The sequence below is a fragment of the Bradyrhizobium daqingense genome, assembly GCF_021044685.1.
In the GTDB taxonomy this organism is placed as follows: Bacteria; Pseudomonadota; Alphaproteobacteria; order Rhizobiales; family Xanthobacteraceae; genus Bradyrhizobium; species Bradyrhizobium daqingense.
Genome location: NZ_CP088014.1, coordinates 5,569,552 through 5,592,024, shown reverse-complemented (window position 1 = coordinate 5,592,024; position 22,473 = coordinate 5,569,552). Strand labels below are relative to the sequence as shown.

Below are 22,473 nucleotides of genomic sequence, written 5' to 3'. Positions count from 1 at the left end.
GAATCGCCGGCCACGAGGCCCAGCAGCGAAACGCCAGCGGTTCACCATCCACCCTTGTGCGTCGGCATGGCCGGCGAGGTTCGCAGAGCAATTCATTCTCAAGGGGCACGCTCTTGCCCGATCCCGCCAACGACAACATCGACCCAGACCGCCCGTTGAGGCTCAAGGACGCACTCGATTATGCCTTTCCGTACGGTGGGATGACCGTGAGCGGCCTCCGCAGGGAGGCGGCCAAAGGCAATCTGGTCATCGAGCGGTTCGCCAACAAAGACTTCACCACGCTTCGGTCTATCGAGGAAATGAGGGAACGATGCCGCGTCCAGCCAAACCAGCCCGCCTCTGGCTCCGTCCTGCGGACAAGGACCGCGATAGCATCTGGCTCGTCCTGCACCGAGGAAAGCAGATTAGCACTGGCTGCAGCAAGGATGACCACCAAGGCGCTGAAAAGTTCTTCCAGGACTATCTAGCCAAGCAGTTCAGCGTCACCGCGAAGCCGAAGCAGCGCCCGGCCGAAGAGATCTACATCGCGGAAGTCGTGGCCACGTATCTCAAAGTGAAGGGCGCAACTGTCGCTCGGCCCAAGGCGCTGGCTCAGCGTATGGACGCTGTACTCGATTTTTGGGGCGAGAAGACGCTTGCCGACATTTCGCGCGCGACCTGCAAGGAATACGAAGACCAGCGCGGCTCTAGCGCGGCAGCGCGGCGCGAGCTTGAAGACCTCAGGTCAGCGATCAACATGGCCATCGCAGATGGCGTGTGTCGCCATATGATCAAGGTGACGGTGCCAGAGCCGCCACCGAAAAGAACGACCTTCCTTCAACCGGACCAGGTCGCGCAATTGCTGTGGCGTGCGTACCGCTTTCGTCAGACCTTCAAGGGTGAGCCCACCAAGTATCATCCAACTCGGCACGTGGCCCGCTTCATTATCTGCGCGGTCTATACTGGCAGCCGGTCGGCGCGGATATGGCGGGCCTCGTTCGAGAAAGAGGAGGGGAGACCGTATGTCGACGTCGAAAACGGGCTGTTCCATCGGACTTGGCTCGGCGAGAACGTTCCAACGAACAAACGGGCGCCCGTGCAGCGCATTCCCGCGCGCCTATTGGCTCATCTGAGGCGATGGCGGCGCCTAGGAGCGCGTTACGTGTGCGAGTACCAGGGACGCGCTGCCGACCCTAAAAAGGCGTTTGCGAGGCTTGCGAAGGCCGTCTTCCCTGGCACTGACACAAAGGTGGTTCGCCACACCTTCCGCCACACGGCCGCTACGTGGCTGATGCAGCGCCGCGCAGACAAATTCGAAGCGGCCGGCTACCTAGGGATGACGATGAAGACCCTAGAGTCTATCTACGGGCATCACCACCCAGACCACCAGTCGAGCGTTGGCGACGCGTTTTCAAAGAAGAGGGGCAAGGCGGCATGACGTTTCATTGCCGTTATCGTTGCCGTAGCGGAACCCGCGTCTTGCTAACTAGTCGTCCGTTAAGAAGCCGGATTGATCGAGGCTGGCCGGGCGAGCGTGCGCCATAGCTGGGCCAGGAACAGGCACAAGAGATATCTCAGCCAGGCGAGGATGCGGCGGAAGTTGTGTCCGACGGCTGAGAGGACGACGTTGGCGGCATCGCCGGCGCGGCCTTTGAGGTAGCAGCGCCCGAGGTGGCCTTCCGCCTTCAGGTGTCCGATGATGGGCTCGATGGCGGAGCGGCGGCGCAGCTCGCGCTTGATGACACCGAAAACGCCGCGCTTCTGGCCGGAGATGAAGACGCGACGGGGATTTTGTGCGTCGTGGCCGCGGTATCCCTTGTCGACATAGGCCCGCTCGATCGGACAGCCGGTGAGTGTCTCGGTGCGGTCAATGACGTCCCGCAAGGTGTGACCGTCGTAGGGGTTGTCGGGCAGTGCGCTGGCGTGCAGCACGAACAGGCCACCGGGAGCCCGGCGGTTGTTGGTGACGATGGAGGCCTTCACGCCGAACTCGTAAGGCGCGCTGGCCTTGCCCTTGCCGATGCACTCCACTTCCGGGGCATGGAAGGAATAGAGCTTCCAGCCGCGCTGGCGCTGCTGCTGCGAGCGGATCTGCGTGGCCCGGCCGAGCGGGAGGGCGAACGCCTGCTCCAGTGCTGGCTGGCCTTCGATCTTGCGGCGGATGTCGCGGATGATCCGGCCCAGCCGGCTACGCAGGATACGCAACTGCCGCTGATGCCGCCTGAACTGTTTGGCATGGGCGTAGCGGCCGGCCATCATCGCGGCGGCCTTGGCGATGCGAGCATAGGATTGCCGCAGCCTGACGCCGTGCCTGATCGCCAGGCGGTTGAGCCCCTTGATGGCCGCATGCAGCAGCTTGGCATCGGTCGGAAAGGTGATGGCCTTCGGCTGCACCGTGGTGTCGACCGTAACCCGCTTGAGGTCCTGGCTGCGTAATGCACCGGCCTCGTGCGCTACCCGCAAGCTCTCGGCCAGCAGCAACTCCAGCTTGTCGCCAAGCCGCTTGCGCCAATGGCTCAGGTCCGAGCGCTCGTGCGGGAACGTGTGCTGAAAGAACTCTTCCCCGGTGAAGAACTGGAAGTATGGGTCATGGACCCAGCGCTCGCACACCTCCTCATCGGACAGCCCGTAAATGTGCTTGAGCAACAGCAGACCGATCATGAAGCGCGTCTCGATCCCGGGCCTGCCGTTCTCGCTGTAGAGCGGCGCGATCTCGCCGTCGATCCAGTCCCAATCGACCTTGCCGGCGAGCAGAACCAGCTCGTGCTTCATATTGATGATCTGGTCGAGCCGAGCCCGGAACAGATCGTTCGATCCCGTCGTCTTGTGCTTCTTCGGCCGCATCGTTCCCTCCGATGCAGACAAGGAATCATGCTTCCCGCTTCGAGGGAATCCACGAAAACCAAATCGCAAGGTTCTGACGCCCAAAGCATCAAAACCTTGCAATCTGGAAATGCCCCTTAGCCCAAATCGAGATTCCCGATCAGTGGCTTAGTCCTTCTTCACGGACGACTAACTAACTGATTTAATTGGTGGGCGGTCACGGATTCGAACCGCGGACCCTCTCGGTGTAAACGAGATGCTCTAACCAGCTGAGCTAACCGCCCAATCGCGCCTCTTTAGCGCCCCGGCGGGTGCCGAAGCAAGGGCTGAGCGCGCCGGACCCGGGTCCAATTGTCGGCCGGGTTAGAGCCTTCATGCCGGACAAGGCCAACCCTGCAGCACCGCTGCAGGGCAATCTTTTCTCGCAGCGCGGACATCCCGTCCGGCCGAGGAGGCGGCGGTCACGCTCCGGTCAGGCCGTCTTGGTGAACATCGTGAGCACGCCGTCGGCGATGTTGATCGCGACCACTTGTGCCGAGCTCAAGCCCTTGGCCTTGAGCACGGAGGCGGCCTGCGGTGTGGCGTCGATCGACTGCCGGAGCGACTGGATGTCCTTTTCGCTTGTGTTCGCAACGAGTTCATCGACCTTCTCGCGCACGGCCGGCTGCAGTTCCTTGACGTCCACAACCTGTATGCTCCGGATCACCGTGCTTGACTGCGTGGACGGCTGTTCTGCACCGGGTTGCGACGATGCGCCCTGTGCCTGCACAAGAGCGGGTGTTCCCAGCGAGAGAGCTGCAACGATGATGGATGCCGTGAAGCTGCGCATGGTCATGCCTTTTCCAGTTTGAGGAACGGCAAACCTAGCGAGGAAATCTGGTTGGCATCTGATTCCGATGTGGCGGTTCGGTGAAACCAATGCGGCTGCAATGCGCGCGGTGAGACCGGTTGCGTCGGGTCTGGGGCCCAACGCGCAACTCAGTTGCAGACTTCAACGTTTGTGTATCCCCCCATGTTTCCCTTCGCAAAGACCGCCGGCGAGTTCAATTCGAGACGGCAGCCGGGCCGGACCGGGCGGCAGCCGGCATGTCCGCACACGATTTGCCCACTCGATTGCGGTTTGGACGGAGCAGCTTCAGTTTTCTTACGTTCCGTATCTCGCGCAGGCGCGTCCTCGCGCTTGGCGATGGGTTTCTTGTCCTGCACCTTCTCGCATTCATTGTCGTCATTGACGCGGTAGCCGGCGCGGCAGGTGATCTTCACGCAGGTGTCGCCATCGGCCTTGAATCCGCGGTCGCAGACCAGCGGACAGACGCGGCCCGGCTTGACCTTGATCGCGTCCAGCGCTTCGAAGCTGGCGAGCTTGGCGTCGAATTTGGTGCCAGCGTATTTGTTGAACAGCGTCAGCGAACGTTGTGATGCAGCGTTCCAGTCGCCGTCTGCTGAGGCAGTCAGGCAGCCGACGCGGCGCAGCTCAGACTGAACCAGCTTCGTCGTTTCCTGCAGCGGCATCGCCGGCGCGGTTGAAGAGGGGCCTATCGCCGCGACCTTCTGCTCAGCGTCGGCAGAGGTCTGTTTCTCGGCGGCCTGCTTGGCGGTCGTTTCGGCAGCTGCCTTGTCGTTCGCCAGCTTGTCGGCGAGCGCCTTCTCGGCGGCCTGCTTTTCGGCCAGCGCCTTTGCTGCGGCTGCCTCGGCGTCTTTGCGCCGCTGCTCGGCTGCGGCCGCCTTGGCTTCCTCGATCTGCTTGGCCTTCTCGGCCGCCAGACGCTTCTCCTCGGCAGCTTTGGACGCGGCTGCCGCCTTCTCCTGCTCGGCCTTGTTGGCGCGCTCGGCAGCGAGCCGGGCCTTCTCCTCTTCCGCCTGCCGGGCCTTGTCTGCAGTGGCCGCGCGGATCTCTTCGGCGGCGATCTTGTTCATCTGGCCTTTCGCGAGATCGGCATAGAAGCCGCTCGGAAAGCGGTTGAGGAACGCCGTCCATCCGTCACGCGTGCCGAGCTGGAGCGCCAGTTCATAGTCGCGTCGGATCTCGCTGTCAGGGTTTGCCTGGGGACCGGCGACAACCGGCTTGGCGGCGACCAGCGGCACGTCGTCGCCGCCGAGCGAGCCGTAGACATAGGGCTCCTGCTTGTAACCGGTGTTCTTGAGAACGTCGTCACGGACGAAGCCGAACGCCTTGCGCAGGTCGAGGCCTGGCGTGGGCAGGCGTTCGACCAGAGCGGCGGCGAACGGGCTGTTCCTGGAGTCGCCGTCCGAGGCGGTGGAGCCGGCCTTGGCCGCAAAGGCGATCATGGTGTTCGGGCTGGTCGGCTCGACCTTGGCAAGGCCGCGGCCGATGGCACGCGCGGCCACCGTCCGCTTCATCGTCTTGGCGAACGGGTTGTCGCGGCAGGCATCGAGAATGACGAGGCGAAGCTGCCTGGCCGGCTCGATGGCGAACAAGACCCGGTCGAGCGGGAAAGCCTCGTCGAACACGTCGGTGTCGGTTTCCAGCGCTGCGTCGGTTGGGATGAGGTAGTTGTTGCCGTCCAGCTCGATGCCGTGGCCGGCATAATAAATAACGGCGACGTCGGCTTCGCGCGCCTTGCTGCCGAACTCGCGCAGCGCCTTGCGCATGTCGACGACGCTCAGGTCCAGCTTGACGTCCACGGTGTCGAAGCCGGCTTTCCTGAACATGCCGCCGACCAGCGAAGCGTCGTTCACCGGATTGGTCAGCCGGGGCACGCCCTTGTAGGCCGAATTGCCGATGACGAGAGCAACGCGCCGCTCCGCATAGGCCGATCCGCAGCCGAAGTAGAATGCGCCCAAAAGAACTACAAAAATCCGAACAGCGCCCATTGCCGCCTCAAATCGCAATGTGATCAGGATAGCCGGAGCATGCCATCGAGGCAAAGGACAGCTATGTGATCAACATCACAGGCACTCGCGCCGCTTTGGGGCCTTCTTTCAATTGGCTTCCGTGCGGCTTGAAAGGCCGAATGCAGAAAGCAAAAAGCCCGGACGTACCGGGCCTTTATCTTAGCTATAGATCAGCAGTGCGGTGATCAATACTTCGCCACGACGGGGCCTCCGCCCCAATTGAAGCGATAGACCAGCTGGCTGCGAACGGCATGAACCCATTTCTCGGAATCCATCGAGGCTCCGACCGACAGACCCGTTGCCGTGTCGCGGATGGCGTTCGTCCCGGTGTCGAATTCAGAAAACCGATATTCAGTCTTCCAGAACAAGCCCGGCACGATCTTCAGCGCGTGTTCTTCGCCAGCGCCGATGAACCAGCCCCTGTAGGTACGCTTGTCCATGAACACGCCGCTTGGTCTTCCGAGCGGCGCTGCGTTGAGGGTGAAATCGGTACGGTCAAAGTTGGCTTCGGTATAGCCGACTGAGAAATAGGTCAGGAGGCTCGGGGTGGCCAGCCAGCCGAGCCGGCCGCCGCCCGCCCAGGCCGAGCTCATCTTCTCTTCGCCGATGATCCCGAAGCGAGGCGGGCTGAGCTGGCCCTTCAGGCTGCCGATATCGTAGTCGGCGAATGCGCCGACGACGAACGCCGCACCGGCTGCCGCAAACTGGTAGTCGCAGCCGCCCTGCACGGTGCCGAAGAAGCCGCGGCCTCCGGTCGTTGCCGTTTCGCTGAAGCGGGTCCTGGTGGGGACATCGATGTAGGTCGTGTTGTCCTGATTCCAGAGCCCATAGCCTCCACCGCCGCCGACGTGGCAGCTGGTCCAATTCGTGAGCGGCGTGGGGGCCGGAGGCGCCTTCAGATAGGCAGGGGACGTCACATCGGCGGCGGATCCGCTCGAATTGAAGCGGTAGACCAACTCGCTGCGGACAGTGTGGACGTACTTCTTCGAATCCTCGGAAATGCCGATCGGCAATCCGCTGGCCGTGTCCTTGATGGCATTGGTGCCGACATTGAAATCGGAGAAGCGGTATTCCGTTTTCCAGAAGAGCCCCGGCAGGAAGCCCAGCGCATATTCGGCGCCGGAGCCGATGAACCACCCATTGTAGGTTCGCTTGTCCTGGTAGAGGTCGGCCGAAAACGCCGAACGGCGGAAAGTTCAGGTTGAAGTTCGTGCGGTCGAAGGTTGCTTCGGTGTAACCCGCGGAGACATAGGTCAGCAGGCTGGGAGTCGCCAGCCAGCCGAGACGGCCACCGACAGCCCAGGCCGAGCTCATCTTCTCGTCGCCAACCATGGAGAAGCCGGAGGGAGTGAGCCGTCCAGTCAGGCTGCCGAAATCGTAATCACCGAAAGCGCCGATCACGAAGCGCTCGCCGGCCGCCGCAAACTGATAGTCGCATCCCGCCTGCACCGTGCCGAAATATCCGCGGCCACCGGTGGTGATCGTATCGGCATTCTGAAAGCGGGGCGGACCATCGATGAAAGTCGAATTTTCCTGATTCCACATGCCGTAACCGCCGCCGCCCGCGACGTAGCAGCCGGTCCAGTTGACGACTGCTGCGGCGACAGCCGGTGGTTTGGAGTATTTGCGCGGAAGGTCGGCCGCGAATGCTGATCCGGAAAACGTCACCAATGCCACGAGGGCGGGCGCAACCTGTTTCATTCCAATATCCCATTCCACCAAACCGCAGCCAAGCGATTGCTCGCCGGCCGAAGTCGACTCCTCGGGAGAAGCATACGAAGTTTGTTTCAGAATGCTGTTGCAGGAAGGCTACAATCGCGGAAAGTGTGCTGCTCGCCTGTGCATATCCAACCGCGAGCCGGGTTTTTCGCGACATTGCATTTCTGGTGTCGGACTCGCGGAAGCAGAGGCTGCGAGCCTTGGTCCTTCGAAGGGACCGGGTGTGCTTCAGAGAACGTCTTTGCTACCAAAGGGTTGTCACGGTCCGACATGTGCAGCCAAGTGCTGCGGCCCATCAACGGTTTCTGAAAGCGAGCCTGCGATTGGACGCGGGTCGGCAGCCGCGACGCGGCAATCCGTCGCGCGGCCTCCAACGCGCTCTCACATCTGCCTGACGTTCAGGGCATCCGCTTTTCGACCGAACAGGCTTCTATGATAGAGCAGGAGTAGATGATGGAGCCTTGAATGGAACGACCCGCCGGGCACGCTGAGAACGCCGATCAGATAGCCTATTGGAATGGACCGAGCGGGCAGCGCTGGGCCGATCGACACGCGGCGCAGGAGAACCTGCTCGGACCCATTGCTGACGTGCTGATCGACCGCGCCGGGCCAAAGCCGGGCGAGCGCGTTCTCGATGTCGGCTGCGGCTCCGGCGCGACGACGTTCGCGTTCGCGAGGGCGGTGGCGCCCGATGGCTTTGCGCTCGGGCTCGACGTCTCCGAGCCCATGCTATCGCAGGCGCGCGCGCTGGCGCCGAAGGGCCTGCCGCTCGATTTCGTGCTGGCGGATGCGACGGTGCATCGGTTCGAGCCGGCAAGCTTTGATCTGCTCGCCTCGCGCTTCGGCGTGATGTTCTTCGCCGACCCGATCGCATCCTTCACCAATCTTCGCCGCGCGCTGAAGCCCGCCGGGCGGCTTGCCTTTGTTTGCTGGCGCGAGCCGAAGGAAAATCCGTGGGCGATGACGCCGCTGATGGCGGTCTACAAGCACGTCCCCAAGATGCCGCCGGTGGGGCCCGAGGAGCCGGGCCCGTTCGCCTTTGCCTCGGAAGAGCGCGTGACGCGCATCTTGAAAGGCGCAGGATTCGCGGACGTCGCGATGGAGCCGCACAATCTGGCGATGGACATTGCTATCGGCGGCGGGCTCGAGGCCGCCGTCGACGGCTCGCTCCAGATCGGTCCCGCCAGCCGCGCACTCCAGGGCCATCCGCCCGAGACATATGAAGCTGCCAAGGCTTCGATCCGCGAGGCGCTCGCGCCGTTCCTGAAAGGACAGAGCGTGGCGCTGCAGGGCGCGATCTGGATCGTGACGGCGAAAGTGGGATAGGCCGCAGCTCTCTCCACCGTCATTGCGAGCGAAGCGAAGCAATCCAGAATCCCTCCACGAGACATTCTGGATTGCTTCGTCGCAAGGGCTCCTCGCAATGACGACGTCGAGGCAGAGTCGCTTCACACCACATCATCGGGCGCCAGCGCGCAGCCATTGTCGGGATGCGTCTCGACCTGAAGCGTGGTGTGGCCGATGCGGAATGACGTCTTGAGCAGTTGCGCCGTCTCCATCAGGAACGCATCGCCGGTGCCCGCGGGCATCACGAGATGACAGGTCAGCGCCGTCTCTGTGGTCGAGATCGGCCAGACGTGGAGATCGTGGATCGCCGACACGCCGGGGCGTTCCAGCAGGAACGCCCTGATCGCGGCGAGGTCGGTGCCCTTGGGCGCGGCGGCCAGCGACATGTCGATGGAGCCGCGCAGGAGGCTGGTCGTGCTCCAGAGGATAGTGGCCCAGATGACGAGGCTGGTTAAGGGATCGAGCCAGAGCCAGCCGGTCCAGATGATCAGCGCCGCCGAGACCACGACGCCGAGCGAGACCGCGGCGTCGGCGGCCATGTGCAGATAGGCGCCCTCGATGTTGATGTCGTCCTTGCGTCCGCTAGCGAACAGCATGGCGGTGAAGCCGTTGATGAGGATGCCGATGCCCGCGACCACCATGACCGTGATGCCTGCGACCGGCTCGGGCTGTTGCAGGCGCAGGATCGCCTCCCAGCCGATCGCGCCGGTCGCCACCAGCAGGAAGACCGCATTGGCCAGCGCTGCCAGGATGGTGGAGGCGCGCAGGCCGTAGGTGAAGCGGCCGCTCGGCGCGCGCTTCGCCGCGATCGAGGCGCCCCAGGCCACCACGAGGCCGAGCACGTCGGACAGATTATGACCGGCGTCGGCGAGCAGGGCGGTGGAGTTGCCGATATAGCCGTAAATGGCCTCGGCCACGACCAGCGCGATGTTGAGCGAAATGCCGATCGCGAACGCCTTGCCGAAGCCCGCGGGCGCATGTATGTGCCCGTGCCCGTGAGCATGGCTATGCGCATGACCATGATCATGCGAATGGCCATGATCGTGGTGATGGTGTCCGTGATGGTCGTGACCGGCCACCTCTAGCGCTCCCCGGAAGCTGCCAAATCGGGCGCCATTGTAGGCGTCTCGCTTGCGACGTCACGGCGGAACAGCACGTAGAGCGCCGGCAGCACCAGAAGCGTCAGCATGGTCGAGGAGATGATGCCGCCGATCACCACGGTCGCAAGCGGCCGCTGCACCTCGGCGCCGGCGCCGGTGGCGAGCGCCATCGGCACGAAGCCGAGCGAGGCGACGAGAGCCGTCATCAGCACCGGCCGCAGTCGCGTCAGCGCGCCCTCGCGCACGGCATCCACGACGGAGTACCCTTCGCTGCGCAGCCGCTCGATGAAGGCGATGATGACGAGGCCGTTGAGCACGGCGACGCCCGACAGCGCGATGAAGCCGACGCCGGCGCTGATCGACAAGGGAATGTCGCGCAGCAGCAGCGCCGCAACGCCGCCGGTGAGCGCCAGCGGCACGCCTGAGAACACCAGCGCCGCGTCCGCTGCCGATCCCATCCCCATGAACAGCAGCAGGAAAACGAGCAGCAGCGCCACCGGCACCACGATCGTCAGCCGCTTGGTCGCGGAGACCAGCTGCTCGAACTGTCCGCCCCAGCCGATCCAGTAACCCGGCGGCAGCTTGACCTTCTCCGCCACCGCCGTCTCGGCCTCGGCAACGAAGGAGCCCAGGTCGCGGGCGCGGACATTGGCGGTGACGACGATGCGCCGCTTGCCGTTCTCCCGGCTGATCTGATTGGGCCCGGGCGTCGCGTCGACGGTTGCAACCGACGACAGCGGCACATAGCGCATCTGCGTGAGCGGAGAGGCGGTCAGCGCGGTTCGAACGGCGGTGCCGGAGCCGGCATCCTCACCGGGCGGCAGCGGAATCGGGATGGCCCGGATCGCCTCGAGATTGCCGCGCAGATGCTCCGGCAGGCGGACCACGATCTCGAAGCGGCGGTCGCCCTCGAACAGCTTGCCGGCGGACTTGCCGCCGACCGCGATCTCGACGATGCCCTGCACCTCGGCGACGCTGAGCCCGTAGCGCGCGAGCGCCTGCCGGTCGAGGCGCACCGTGAGGATCGGGAGGCCCGCGACCTGCTCGATCTTGACGTCGCTGGCGCCGCGGATGCCGCGGATTGCGGCCTCCACCTGTTTGGCGGCGCCTTGCAGGATGTCGAGATCGTCGCCGAAGATCTTGACGCCGACGTCGGTGCGCACGCCCGAGATCAGCTCGTTGACCCGGAACTGGATCGGCTGGGAGATTTCATAGGCGCTGCCGGGAATCTCGTCGGCGGCAAGCTCGATGGTCTCGATCACCTCGGATTTGGCCTTGTCCGGATCGGGCCATTCGCTGCGCGGCTTCAGCATGATGTAGCCGTCGGTCTGTGCCGGCGACATCGGGTCAGTCGCGATCTCCGCAGTGCCGATGCGGGTGAAGAACTCCTTCACTTCGGGAATCTGCATGATGCGCTTTTCCAACGCCTTTTGCAGGTCCAGCGATTGAGTGAGGCTGGTGCCGGGAATACGGATCGAGGCCAGCGCGACATCGCCTTCGTCCAGGCTCGGAATGAACTCGCCGCCCATGCGCGCCGCAGTGATGCCGCTCGCGACCACGATGACGACGGCCATGACGGCGACCGCGGCCCGGTTGTCGATGGCAAAGCGGAGCAGGGGAAGATAAGCGCGCTTCGCCGCCCGCATAAACAGGTTCTCGTGCTCGGACACCTTGCCGGTGACGAAAATGGCGACGGCCGCCGGCACGAAGGTGATGGAGAACAGCACGGCCGCGCCGAGCGCCATCAGCACGGTCAACGCCATCGGCGTGAACATCTTGCCTTCGACACCGGTCAACGTCAGCACGGGCAGGTAGACGACCGCGATGATGAGCGTTCCGAACAGGCTCGGCTTGATGACGTCGCTCGACCCGCGCAGGATCGCGCCCAGCCGTTCGGAGGTCGTCAGCAGCCGGCCTTTCTCGCGCTGGGCAGCGGCCAGCATGCGCAGGCAGTTCTCGACGATGATCACGGCGCCGTCGACGATGATGCCGAAGTCGATCGCGCCGAGACTCATCAGGTTGGCACTGACCTTGGTCTCGACCATGCCGGTGATGGTCATGGCCATGGACAGGGGGATGACGCAGGCCGTCACCAGCGCAGCGCGGATGTTTCCGAGGATCAGGAACAGCACGGCCACGACCAGCGCGGCGCCTTCCAGCAAATTGTTCCGGACCGTGCGGATAGTGGCTTCGACCAGATCGGTGCGGTCGTAGACGGTCCGAGTCACCACGCCCTCGGGTAGCGATTTGGCGATGTCCTCGAGACGGGCCGCGACGCGGCGGGCGACGCTCCGGCTGTTCTCGCCGATCAGCAGCATGGCGGTGCCGAGCACGGTCTCCTCGCCGTTCCACGTCGCCGCGCCCGTGCGCAGATCGCGGCCTTCCGTCACGGTGGCGACGTCCCTGATCCTGACGGGATTGCCGCCGCGCGAGCCGATCACGACGTCCTGGATCTCGCTGATATTGCCGACCTGGCCGGGGGAGCGAACGAGATATTGCTCGCCGTTGCGCTCGATATAGCCGGCCCCGACATTCGCGTTGTTGGCGGCGAGCGCCGTCATGACATCGCGGAAGCCGAGCCGGTAGGCCATCAGCTTGCCGGGGTCGGGCAGCACGTGGAATTGCCGCTCGAAGCCGCCGATGGTGTTGACCTCGATCACCCCCGGCACGTTGCGCAGCTGCGGCCGGATGATCCAGTCCTGCACGGTGCGCAGATCGGTCAGCGAATAGTCGTGGCCGCCTTGCGTCTTGGCGCCCGCCTTGGCCTCGACGGTGTACATGAAGATTTCGCCGAGCCCGGTCGAGACCGGGCCCATCGCGACCTCGACACCGGCCGGCAGCTGATCCTTCACCTGCTGGATGCGTTCGCCGACGAGCTGTCGGGCGAAGTAGATGTCGGTGCCATCCTTGAACACGACCGTCACCTGGCTGAGGCCGTAGCGCGACAGCGAGCGGGTGTAGTCGAGCTTCGGCAGGCCGCCCATCGCGGTCTCGACCGGGAAGGTGATGCGCTGCTCGGTCTCCAGCGGCGAATAGCCGGGCGCGCGGGTATTGATCTGAACCTGGACGTTGGTGATGTCGGGGACGGCGTCGATCGGAAGGCGCTGGAAATTCCAGGCGCCGAAGGCGAGGGCGCCGAGCGCGAGCACAAGAACCAGCCAGCGCTGATGCAGCGAGACGGCGATGAGACGCTCAATCATGCTCGGCCTCGCCCTTGCCCATCTCCGCCTTCACGACGAAGCTGTTCTCCGCGACATAGTGCTCGCCGGCCGCAAGGCCGGCCTTGATCTCGACGAACCTCGGATCGGAATCCCCAAGCTCCACGGGGCGCGCCTCGATCTTGTCGCCCTCCTCGCGGACGAACACGATGGTCCTGTTCTCCAGCGTCTGGATCGCGCTTCGGCGCACGGCGACCGCGACGTCGCGCGCGGCAAGGATCAGCCGCGCGGTGACGAACAGGCCGGGGCGCAGGCGTCCGTCCGGATTCGGCAGCACGACGCGCGCCAACGCGGTCTGGGTCTCGCTCGAGCCGATCGGCGCCATGTAGGAGATCTTGCCCTTGATCTCGCCGCGGCCGTCGTCGGGATCGATCAGCACCTCGTCGTTGAGGCGGACGCGCCTCAAGTCCTGCCGGTAGATCGACAGATCGACCCAGATGGTGGAGAGATCGGCGATGACGAAAGCCGGCTTCTGTTCGGAGGCGTATTCGCCGAGCGAGATCTGGCGCTCGATGATGGTGCCGGCGAACGGCGCCTTGAGCTCGTAGACGGTGAGGCTCTGATTGCTTTCGATCGCGGCGAGCAGATCGTCCTTGCCGACCCTGTCGCCGATGCGCTTCAGGATCGATTTCGCGATACCCGGAAAGCGCGGCGTCACCTGCACCACCGCTTCCTGGTTGGCGCGCAGGATGCCGTTGAAGGCGAGCGTGTCGGTCAGTGTCGCGCTTGCGGCCTCGGCCAGGACCACGCCTGCCGCGGCCAGCTTGACGTCGGAGATGCGGATGCGGTCGGCGCCGTGCTCGTCCTGCTCGACGCGATCGTTCGGCTTCTTGTGTTCGGAATGCTCGGCATGCTCGGTGTGCGCGACCTTGTCAGGAGCGAGCAGGGAATAGCCGTAAGCGCCGAGCGCGGCGGCAACGATGGCCACGACGATGGTGGTGGACGTCTTCATCGCGCGCTCTCCCGGGCCAGAGCAAAGGGATTGCCGACGAGGCCTTCGATGATGGCCACGCCCGCATGGAAATTCTGCAACGCCTCCTGCTCGCGCAGCCGCGCCTGGCTGACGCTTGCCTGAGCGTCCAGCACTTCGAGCAGGGTGAAGCGGCCCTGGCCGTAGCCCTGCGAGATCGCATCGGACGCTTCCACGGCCTTGGGTATCGCGGTTTCGCGCAGCACGGCGAGCTCGCGCAGCGAGCCCTGGAGCGAGTCATAGGCCCGGCCGGCGATCACGATCAGCGCGTTGCGGTTGGCCTCGCGCTCGGCCTTGGTCTTGGAGAGGCTCTCCTGGGCCGAGAGGATGTTGCCCTGGTTCTGGTCGAACACGGGAATCGGCACAGAGACGGTCAGGCGCGCCGCATCGTCGTTGGTTTCGTTGTAATGGCGCCAGCCGGCCGCGATCCGCACGTCGGGATAAGGCCTGAGCCGCGCCAGCAGCAGCTCGGCATTGCGCTGCGCATACACCGCGGTCCAGCGCACCAATTGCGGATTGGCATCGATGGCGGCGACGACCGACTGGAACGTCGGCGGCCGCCCGGTGGTGTCGAGCCGGCCCGAGACCTCGCCGAACTTGGTCGCGGGATCGCCCATCAGCACCGCAAGCTCGCGCCGGGCGCTCGCCAATGTCGCCTTGAGCCGCTCGCGGTCGGCCTTGACCAGGGCGGAGGCGACCTCGGCGCGGCCGGTCTCCGCCGGCGAGGAGGCCCCGGCCTCGACACGGCGTCGCAATAGAGGGGTCAGGCGGTCGATCGCGGCGATCTGTTCGTCGAGGATCTGGATGCGCCGCTGCGCGCCGAGCACGCTGAGGAAGGCGATCGCGGTCTCCGACAGCACCTCCAGCCTGACGGCCTTGCGCTGGATCGCGGCGACCTCGATGCCGGCCTGTCCGGCCGCGATCCGTGCCTCGCGCTTGCCGAACAGCTCGAAGGCCTGGCTGATCTGCAGCGTGGTCTCGGCCGATCGCGTCCCGCGATATCTGCCGGAGCCGAACGAGTCATCTTGCTCATAGGTGAGTTCCGGATTGAGCAGAGCGCCGGCCTGGATGCGCTGGCCCGTGGCGATGCCGACGTCGCGCTCCGCCGCCGTCAGCCGCGGGCTCGCGGCCAGGGCACGCGACAAGGCGCTGCGCATCGTCAAAGTCTGAGCGTGAGACGGTGCAAGCGCCGATCCGACAATCAAGCACGCCGCCGCGCACGCGAGGCGCGCAGCCATTCCCCTGCGAAACATGAAACCGACCTGTGAAGGATGAACCTAAGGGGCGCGGGCGCCCGACCAATCCGTTCAGGCAATATGTTTGGGAGGCGGGGAGTCGGTGTCGGGGATGATTCCGGCGAGCCGGGGTGCACGCTGCGGGCGCGATGCCGACACAAGGAACATCGATGCGGCCGGAGGCGCGGACTGAGCCACGGCGACCGAGAAGCAGCCGTGGCAGTGATGGCCGGCGAGCGCTGCGTTGTCGCCATGGCCTGCCGCGCCGTCGTCGAGAATCGAAGCGATCTCCGAGCCGCCGGAGGGGCTGGTAACGTCGAGGTCGCACAGCCCGTGAGCCGTACCCGCGAACAGATAGGTCACCGCAACAATCACAGCCAGCAGCCCGCGCCAGTTGCGCAGGCGGCGAACTATGGCGGATTGGCGGATCAGGAACACGAATTCGCTCTCGGTGTCGGTCAGTTTGGCCTAGCACGGCGATGGGAACAGTGTCGACCCGCAACAATGTTACGTGTGGGGAACTTGATGTCGCGGGCGGGGACGGCAATTGTAACTTGTGCAGCTTGCACTGGTCGGAGCTGACAAACTGCGCCGAAAGGGCGTCATGACGAGTTCAAGCCGGGCGGCCCATTGGCAGGCCGTTTACGAGAGCAAGGGCGAGCGCGAGGTTAGCTGGTTCCAAGAGAGCCCATCGCCCTCGCTCGAACTGATCGCGCTGACCGGCGCGGGGCCGACCTCTTCGATCGTCGATATCGGCGGCGGGGCGTCCCGGCTGGTCGATGCGCTGTTGTCCGCCGGATATGCGAACCTGACCGTGCTCGATCTGTCCGACGCCGCGCTGGCAGCGTCGCGGGCGCGGCTCGGTGCCGCCAGCGACGGGGTGGCGTGGATCGCGGCCGACGTGACGGCTTGGCAGCCAACGCGGACATACGACCTCTGGTACGACCGCGCGGCATTTCATTTCCTCAACGCGCTGGAAGAACAAGCCGCATACGTGGCCATTGTCAGACGGGCCGTGAAGATCGGCGGTCACGTCATCATCGGAACATTTGCCGTCGATGGTCCGGAGAAGTGCAGCGGCCTGCCGGTGACTCGCCACAGTGCCGACAGCATTGCAGCGCTGCTCGGCCCGGGCTTCACGTTGACCGATCATCGCCGGCATCAGCATGCGACGCCGTGGCAATCGGTGCAGAATTTTCAATTCAGCAGCTTCGTCAGGACGTCATAAGCTTCTCACGATTGTGCGTCGGTCGCTCATTGGGCGCTCTCCAGTGCATCGCGGCATTGCGCGGGGCTTTCGACGTGGAGCGGGCACCCGGCGTTCGCGCCGGACGACGACGGTAGCCCAATCCCTTTCACGATCCCGAAGATCGCGGGGATCACGATCAGCGTCAGCACGGTCGAGGAGATCATGCCGCCGATCATGGGCACCGCGATGCGCTGCATGATTTCCGAGCCGGCGCCGCTGCTCCACATGATCGGCAACAGGCCGGCCATGATCGCAACCACCGTCATCATCTTCGGGCGAACGCGCTCGACGGCGCCCTCCATGATGGCGGCGTAGAGATCCGCGCGCGTCATCGGGCGGCCTGCCCTCGCGCATCGCGCCTGGGTCTCGGCGAACGCGTGGTTGAGATAGATCAGCATCACGACGCCGGTCTCGGCCGCCACGCCCGCCAGTGCGATGAAGCCGACGGTGACCGCGACCGACAGGTTGAACCCGAGCCACCACATCAGCCAGAGACCGCCGACGAGAGCGAAGGGCAGCGAGAGCATGACGATCAGCGTCTCGGTGACCGAACGGAAGTTGAGATAGAGCAGCAGGAAGATGATCAGCAGCGTCACCGGCACCACGATCTTGAGCCGCGCGGTGGCGCGTTCGAGATACTCGTACTGTCCGCTCCAGACCAGATAATAGCCGGGCGGAAACTGGATGCTGGCCTGCACCGCGCGCTGGGCCTCGGTGACGTAGCCGCCGAGATCGCGGTCGCGGATGTCGACATAGATGTACGTGGCGAGCTGGCCGTTCTCGGTTCGGATCGAGGTCGGCCCGCGCGCCGGTGTCACGCTTGCGACCTCGCCGAGAGGAACGGCGCCGCCTGATGGCATCGGCACCAGGATGTCGCTGCTGATCGCCGTCGGATTGTCGCGCAGGTCGCGCGGGTAGCGCATGTTGATCGTGAAGCGCTGGCGTCCCTCCACCGTCGTGGTCACGGGCTGGCCGCCGAGCGCGGTCGCGATCGTGTCCTGCACGTCCTGGACCATGATGCCGTAGCGCGACAGCGCCTCGCGGTTCGGCGTGATCTCGAGATAGTAGCCGCCGAGCCCGCGCTCGGCATAGGCGGAGGAGGTGCCGGGAACCGCCTTGAGCACCTGCTCGACCTGCTTTGCCAGCCTGTCGATGCCGGTAAGATCAGTGCCGATCACCTTGACGCCGACAGGAGTCCGGATGCCGGTCGAGAGCATGTCGATGCGCGCCTTGATCGGCATGGTCCAGGCGTTGGAGACGCCGGGAAACTGCAGCGCCTTGTCCATCTCTGCGATGAGGCTGTCGACGGTCACGCCCGGGCGCCACTCTGGCTTCGGCTTGAGATTGATGATGGTCTCGAACATCTCCGACGGCGCAGGGTCGGTCGCTGTGGCAGCGCGGCCGGCCTTGCCATAGACCGAGGAGACCTCGGGAAATGAACGGATGATGCGGTCCTGCGTTTGCATCAGCTCGGCGGCCTTGGTCACGGAGATACCGGGCAGCGTCGTCGGCATGTAGAGCAGGGTGCCTTCGTCGAGGTCAGGCATGAACTCGGTGCCAAGCTGCCGCGCCGGCCAGACCGAGGCGGCGAGCACGCCGAACGCGAGCAGGATCACGGGGATTTTGGCGCGCAGCACGCCTGAGATCACCGGGCGATAGATCCAGATCAGGAAGCGGTTGATGGGATTCTTGTGCTCGGGAATGATCCGGCCGCGCACGAAGATCACCATCAGGGCCGGCACCAGGGTCACCGACAGCAGCGCCGCTGCCGCCATCGCAAAGGTCTTGGTGAAGGCGAGTGGGCTGAACAGGCGGCCTTCCTGCGATTCCAACGTGAAGATCGGCATGAACGAGACGGTGATGATCAGGAGGCTGAAGAACAGGGCAGGGCCGACTTCGCTAGCGGCTTCGATCAGAATCGCGACACGCGACCGGCCCGGCTCGGCGCGTTCGAGATGCTTGTGGGCGTTCTCAATCATGACGATCGCAGCGTCGATCATGGCGCCGATCGCGATCGCGATGCCGCCGAGGCTCATGATGTTGGAGCCGATCCCGAGCAGCTTCATGGCGCCGAAGGCCATCAGCACGCCGACGGGCAGCATCAGGATCGCGACCAGCGCGCTGCGGACATGCAGCAGGAACACGATACAGACGAGGGCGACGACGATGCTCTCCTCGACCAGCGTATGCCTCAGCGTGGCGATCGCGGCGTAGATCAGGCTCGAGCGGTCGTAGACCGGAACGATCTCGACCGATTTCGGCAGGCTGGTCGCGATCTCCGCAAAGCGTTTCTTGACGTTCTCGATCACGTCGAGCGCGTTCATGCCGAAGCGCTGGAGCACGATGCCGCTTGCGACCTCGCCCTCGCCGTTGAGTTCGGCGATGCCGCGCCGCTCGTCGGGGCCGAGCTCGACGCGGGCGACGTCGCGCAGCTTCACGGACGTGCCGTTGTCGGTCTTCAGCACGATGTTGCCGAGATCGTCGACGTTTCTCAGATAACCCCTGCCGCGGATGACATATTCGAATTCGGACAGCTCGACGGTACGGCCGCCGACATCGGCATTGCTGGCCCGGATCGCCTCGCGCATTTTCTGCATGGTGATGCCGAGGTCGCGCATGCGCTGCGGATCGAGGATCACGTTGTACTGCTTGACGAAGCCGCCGACGCTGGCAATCTCTGCAACGCCTTCGGCCTTGGCCAGGGCGAATTTCAGGTTCCAGTCCTGGATCGTCCGGGTCTCCGCAAGGTTCAGCTCCTTCGACATCACGGCGTATTGGTAGACCCAGCCGACGCCGGTGGCGTCGGGTCCGATCGTCGGCGTCACGCCGGCCGGCAGTCGCGACGTCGCGCCGTTGAGGAATTCGAGCACGCGCGAGCGCGCCCAGTAGATGTCGGTGCCGTCCTCGAAGATGACGTAGACGAAGGAGACGCCGAAGAAAGAGAAGCCGCGCACCACCTTCGATTTCGGCACCGTCAGCATGGCGGTCGTCAGGGGATAGGTGATCTGGTCCTCGATCACCTGCGGCGCCTGTCCCTGATATTCGGTGTAGACGATGACCTGGGTGTCGGAGAGATCGGGGATGGCGTCCAGCGGCAGATGCAGGAGGGCATAGAGGCCGGCGGCGGCGGCAAAGCCGGTGCCGAACAGCACCAGCAGCAGGTTGCGTGCCGACCATGCGATGACGCGCGCGATCATGGCCTGGCTCCCATTGCCTTGCCGCCGTCCTGCATCGTCCCGGGCTCGGCGAAACCCTTCAGCGCGGCCTTCAGATTGCTCTCGGCGTCGATCAGGAAGTTGGCGGACGTCACGACGGCATCGCCTTCCGCAAGACCGTCGCGGATCTCGACATAGCCGTCGCCGCGCCGCCCGGGCTTGACCTCGCGCGGCTCGAAACGGCCCTGGCCTTTGTCGACCAGCACGGCCTGCCGGCTGCCGGTGTCAAGCAGCGCGCTCTCAGCGACGCTGAGCACCGGCGCTGCCGTGCCCGTGTCGATCTCGACGTCGACATACATGTCGGGAAGCAATGCGAGGTCGGCATTGGCCAGCTCAATGCGTACGCGCGCCGTGCGTGTCTCCTTGTTGAGCTGCGGATAGATCACCCCGATCACACCCGTGAAGTCCCGGCCGGGATAGCTGCGGGCCCGAAACCTCACGGACTGGCCGACGGCGATATTGCCGAGGTCGCGCTCGGCCACGTCCACCGTCGCCCAGACCTGCGAGATGTCGGCGATGCGGAACAGCACGTCGCCGGGCTGGGCGCGCATGCCCTCGACGGCGTTGCGCTGGAGCACGATGCCGTCGCGCGGTGACGACCACGGGATGGTGATAGGCACCGAACGGTTCTGTTCCATCTCCGTGATGACCGGTTCGGGAACGTCGAGATTGACGAGGCGCTGCCGGGAGCCGCGGCCATAGGGCTCGATGCCTGCCGTCGTCCTCGAGGTGATCGTCGCGACATATTCGGCCGCCGCGGACGAGACCGCGGCGCTGTAGATCTCCATCAGCGGCTGGCCCTTGGCGACGCGGCTGCCGGTGGTGACGTCGGCGACTTTCTGCACGAAGCTCTCGGCGCGCATCGCGACCACCGATATGCGGCGTTCATCGAGCTGGATCGTGCCGGGCGCGCGCACCAGCGTTCTGATCCGGCGCAGTTCGACCGGCTCGGATTTGACGCCGCTGCGCTGGATCTTGCCAGGCGAGAGCTTGATCGAACCGTCGTCAGCGTCCTCGTCGTCGTAGACGGGAATGTAATCCATTCCCATCGAGTCCTTCTTCGGCACCGGTGAGGTGTCCGGCAGGCCCATCGGGTTGCGGTAGAACTTGATCTTGCGATCGCTCTTGGCGTCGGTCGTCATGATCTCGGGCGCTTCGTCGGGATTGTCGAAGCTGATCTCCTCGCTCGCCCGCACGGGGCGATAGTCGCGGCCATCGACGGTCTTTTTGGGCGTGAGCGAGTAGAACGGCTTGCCGTCCGGATCCCGGAAATAGATCGGTGCGCCTGCGTCCGCAGCGTACGCGGCAGAGGTCAGCAAGCCCCGATCTGGCTGCGGCTGCATGATGCGGCCAGCAACCAGGGCGACACCTGCCACCGCGAAGACCGCGGCGGCCGTGCCAATGGTGACGAGGCGGATCATTTCTCTGCCGTGACGACGAGCTTGTTTTCGACCGTGCCGGTTTCGCCTTGCACCTTGGCGCCGAGCGAGAGCTGCCAGCGCCCCGCCATGCTGAAATTGGCCTTGAAGCGGTAGGTCCCGGGTTCGGTACCCGGCATGGCCGTCACCTTGGTGGCCATTTCCTGCATGCCGTCAGGGGCCATGTCGAGCCTGATCGCGAAGATCACGGCGTCGGGTATCGCCCTGCCGCTGCTCTTGTCGACCAGCCGAACGGTCACGACGCGATCGGCGCCGGTCTTGACCGTCGGCTGGGCCAGCTGGAATTCGTAGGTCTTGATGTCGGCATGGGCGGCACCGGTGAGCGCAGCACCGATCAGCGCAGCCAGGGCGGCGCGCGCAAGCTTGGTGGTCGTCATGATTTATCGTTCCTCGATGGATCTGATGGAGCCAGCGGAGCTGCATGCGGCAAGCCGGGTGCAATTCAGCGGCAGGCAACGGGGCGCGCACGCCGATCTCGGCGCGCACGATCATCCGGCGCGTCAGCGCCGATCAGGCCCGGGTTCGAGGAGGATGGTCGGGAGGCTTGGCCCCGAGGCCGTCGCGCAGGCGGTCATCACCCGGCGCAAGCGCGCGAGTCTGGTGCTGCCGCTCGATGATCGAGCTCGCTGCGGAGGGAGCGGAGAACGACAGGCTCAGCATGCACAGCGCGACGAACGGACAGGTGTCGCAGGATTTGCTCTTGGTCTCGTCCGGGCAGCAGGGCATGTCGTCCGACATGGCCTGGCCGTCGTCGGACATAGCGGCCATGCTGCTTCCGGCGCCCGGTACTGCCATAGCCGATGTCGGCGTCGCCAGCGGTGCGAGCACGAGCCCGACCGCAACGAGCAGCATCACCAAAGTCTTGGCGAACCGAGTCTGGAGCATACGCCATTGTCGCATGGTGCGGCGGAACCTGCAAATCGCAGCACATCACGACTTGGCCATTGGTTTGCTCGTTCATATCCTGGAACGGCGCCCAGGCCACCCGGCATTAACCAACGTCGAGAAGCGCTCCGTTACCGCAACGCCTGCCGATCGGTTGCCGGCCGGGCGATGGTGCCAGTGTCTTCGGACTCGATCGTGACGACGGCACGGCAGCTCGCCTCCATCGCGCGCTCGAGCCATTTGATGGCTTCGTCGATCCATTCGTCGTGGTGTTCGGGATCGGCGAGGGCCTTTTCCCGGAATGCATCTGCCTGATGCAGGCAGGCTGTTCTGCGATCCACGCGGCGCTCCCGATCCGGAAGGTTCCGCCCCGGTTGCATCTTTGATGATCTCGCCTGCGACGTCGTTAACATAGGACAAGCAGGAGACGCGCAAACG

Annotated in this window: 17 protein-coding genes and 1 tRNA gene; 3 read left to right on the top strand and 15 right to left on the bottom strand. The window is 64.8% G+C overall.

Annotated elements, in window-relative coordinates; all coding sequences use genetic code 11:
- Positions 1-310 precede the first annotated feature (310 nt).
- Complete coding sequence (locus LPJ38_RS26440; protein WP_231088407.1) at positions 311-1,417, top strand: site-specific integrase; 1,107 nt, start codon at positions 311-313, stop codon at positions 1,415-1,417.
- Between the two features lie 59 nt (positions 1,418-1,476).
- Here the strand turns inward: LPJ38_RS26440 and LPJ38_RS26435 are convergent, their stop codons facing one another.
- The 5 genes from LPJ38_RS26435 to LPJ38_RS26415 all read right to left on the bottom strand — a co-directional run bounded on the left by LPJ38_RS26435 (position 1,477) and on the right by LPJ38_RS26415 (position 6,671).
- Complete coding sequence (locus tag LPJ38_RS26435) at positions 1,477-2,823, bottom strand: IS5-like element ISBj5_B family transposase (protein WP_011084757.1); 1,347 nt, start codon at positions 2,821-2,823, stop codon at positions 1,477-1,479.
- 186 nt (positions 2,824-3,009) lie between these two features.
- A tRNA-Val gene (locus LPJ38_RS26430) sits at positions 3,010-3,086 on the bottom strand.
- Positions 3,087-3,274: 188 nt separating this feature from the next.
- Positions 3,275-3,637 carry a hypothetical protein gene (locus LPJ38_RS26425; RefSeq protein ID WP_145641320.1) on the bottom strand — a complete coding sequence of 121 codons (363 nt, stop codon included), beginning with the start codon at positions 3,635-3,637 and terminating at the stop codon, positions 3,275-3,277.
- 143 nt (positions 3,638-3,780) lie between these two features.
- Entirely contained in the window at positions 3,781-5,637 is a 1,857-nt protein-coding gene (locus LPJ38_RS26420; RefSeq protein WP_145641317.1) for a caspase family protein, read from the bottom strand.
- Between the two features lie 206 nt (positions 5,638-5,843).
- A complete protein-coding gene (locus tag LPJ38_RS26415) occupies positions 5,844-6,671 on the bottom strand; it encodes an outer membrane protein (protein WP_145641315.1) in 828 nt (275 codons plus the stop codon).
- Between the two features lie 1,171 nt (positions 6,672-7,842).
- Here LPJ38_RS26415 and LPJ38_RS26410 point away from each other — a divergent pair.
- Positions 7,843-8,703 carry a class I SAM-dependent methyltransferase gene (locus LPJ38_RS26410; protein WP_145641313.1) on the top strand — a complete coding sequence of 287 codons (861 nt, stop codon included), beginning with the start codon at positions 7,843-7,845 and terminating at the stop codon, positions 8,701-8,703.
- A gap of 122 nt (positions 8,704-8,825) precedes the next feature.
- Here the strand turns inward: LPJ38_RS26410 and LPJ38_RS26405 are convergent, their stop codons facing one another.
- The 5 genes from LPJ38_RS26405 to LPJ38_RS26385 are packed head-to-tail and all read right to left on the bottom strand — an operon-like array spanning position 8,826 to position 15,685.
- The gene (locus LPJ38_RS26405) at positions 8,826-9,803 is read right to left on the bottom strand and encodes a cation diffusion facilitator family transporter (protein WP_167520728.1); all 978 of its coding nucleotides are present in this window, start codon (positions 9,801-9,803) and stop codon (positions 8,826-8,828) included.
- 2 nt (positions 9,804-9,805) lie between these two features.
- Positions 9,806-13,024, bottom strand: coding sequence for an efflux RND transporter permease subunit (locus LPJ38_RS26400; RefSeq protein WP_145641311.1), 3,219 nt, complete (start codon positions 13,022-13,024; stop codon positions 9,806-9,808).
- A complete protein-coding gene (ihpB, locus tag LPJ38_RS26395) occupies positions 13,017-13,994 on the bottom strand; it encodes a divalent metal ion exporter adaptor subunit IhpB (protein WP_145641308.1) in 978 nt (325 codons plus the stop codon). Before ihpB ends, LPJ38_RS26400 begins: the two co-directional genes overlap by 8 nt.
- Positions 13,991-15,265: a divalent metal ion exporter subunit IhpA gene (ihpA, locus tag LPJ38_RS26390; protein ID WP_145641306.1), complete on the bottom strand. Its 1,275-nt coding sequence runs from the start codon at positions 15,263-15,265 to the stop codon at positions 13,991-13,993. Before ihpA ends, ihpB begins: the two co-directional genes overlap by 4 nt.
- Positions 15,266-15,319: 54 nt before the next feature.
- Positions 15,320-15,685 (bottom strand): hypothetical protein, encoded by a 366-nt coding sequence (locus tag LPJ38_RS26385; RefSeq protein WP_145641303.1) that lies wholly within the window; start codon positions 15,683-15,685, stop codon positions 15,320-15,322.
- Positions 15,686-15,851: 166 nt separating this feature from the next.
- Between LPJ38_RS26385 and LPJ38_RS26380 the strand changes: the two genes are divergently transcribed.
- Positions 15,852-16,475 carry a class I SAM-dependent methyltransferase gene (locus LPJ38_RS26380; RefSeq protein ID WP_145641336.1) on the top strand — a complete coding sequence of 208 codons (624 nt, stop codon included), beginning with the start codon at positions 15,852-15,854 and terminating at the stop codon, positions 16,473-16,475.
- 26 nt (positions 16,476-16,501) lie between these two features.
- Here the strand turns inward: LPJ38_RS26380 and LPJ38_RS26375 are convergent, their stop codons facing one another.
- The 5 genes from LPJ38_RS26375 to LPJ38_RS26355 all read right to left on the bottom strand — a co-directional run bounded on the left by LPJ38_RS26375 (position 16,502) and on the right by LPJ38_RS26355 (position 22,376).
- Entirely contained in the window at positions 16,502-19,693 is a 3,192-nt protein-coding gene (locus tag LPJ38_RS26375; RefSeq protein WP_231088406.1) for an efflux RND transporter permease subunit, read from the bottom strand.
- Positions 19,690-21,132, bottom strand: a complete 1,443-nt coding sequence (locus LPJ38_RS26370) for an efflux RND transporter periplasmic adaptor subunit (protein ID WP_145641301.1) — start codon at positions 21,130-21,132, stop codon at positions 19,690-19,692. The genes LPJ38_RS26375 and LPJ38_RS26370 overlap by 4 nt, the downstream gene beginning before the upstream one ends.
- A complete protein-coding gene (locus LPJ38_RS26365) occupies positions 21,129-21,527 on the bottom strand; it encodes a FixH family protein (RefSeq protein WP_145641299.1) in 399 nt (132 codons plus the stop codon). The genes LPJ38_RS26370 and LPJ38_RS26365 overlap by 4 nt, the downstream gene beginning before the upstream one ends.
- 133 nt (positions 21,528-21,660) lie before the next feature.
- On the bottom strand, positions 21,661-22,035 hold the full coding sequence (locus tag LPJ38_RS26360) for a hypothetical protein (protein ID WP_145641297.1): 375 nt from the start codon (positions 22,033-22,035) through the stop codon (positions 21,661-21,663).
- Positions 22,036-22,166: 131 nt separating this feature from the next.
- Positions 22,167-22,376, bottom strand: a complete 210-nt coding sequence (locus LPJ38_RS26355) for a hypothetical protein (protein WP_145641295.1) — start codon at positions 22,374-22,376, stop codon at positions 22,167-22,169.
- Positions 22,377-22,473: the final 97 nt, after the last annotated feature.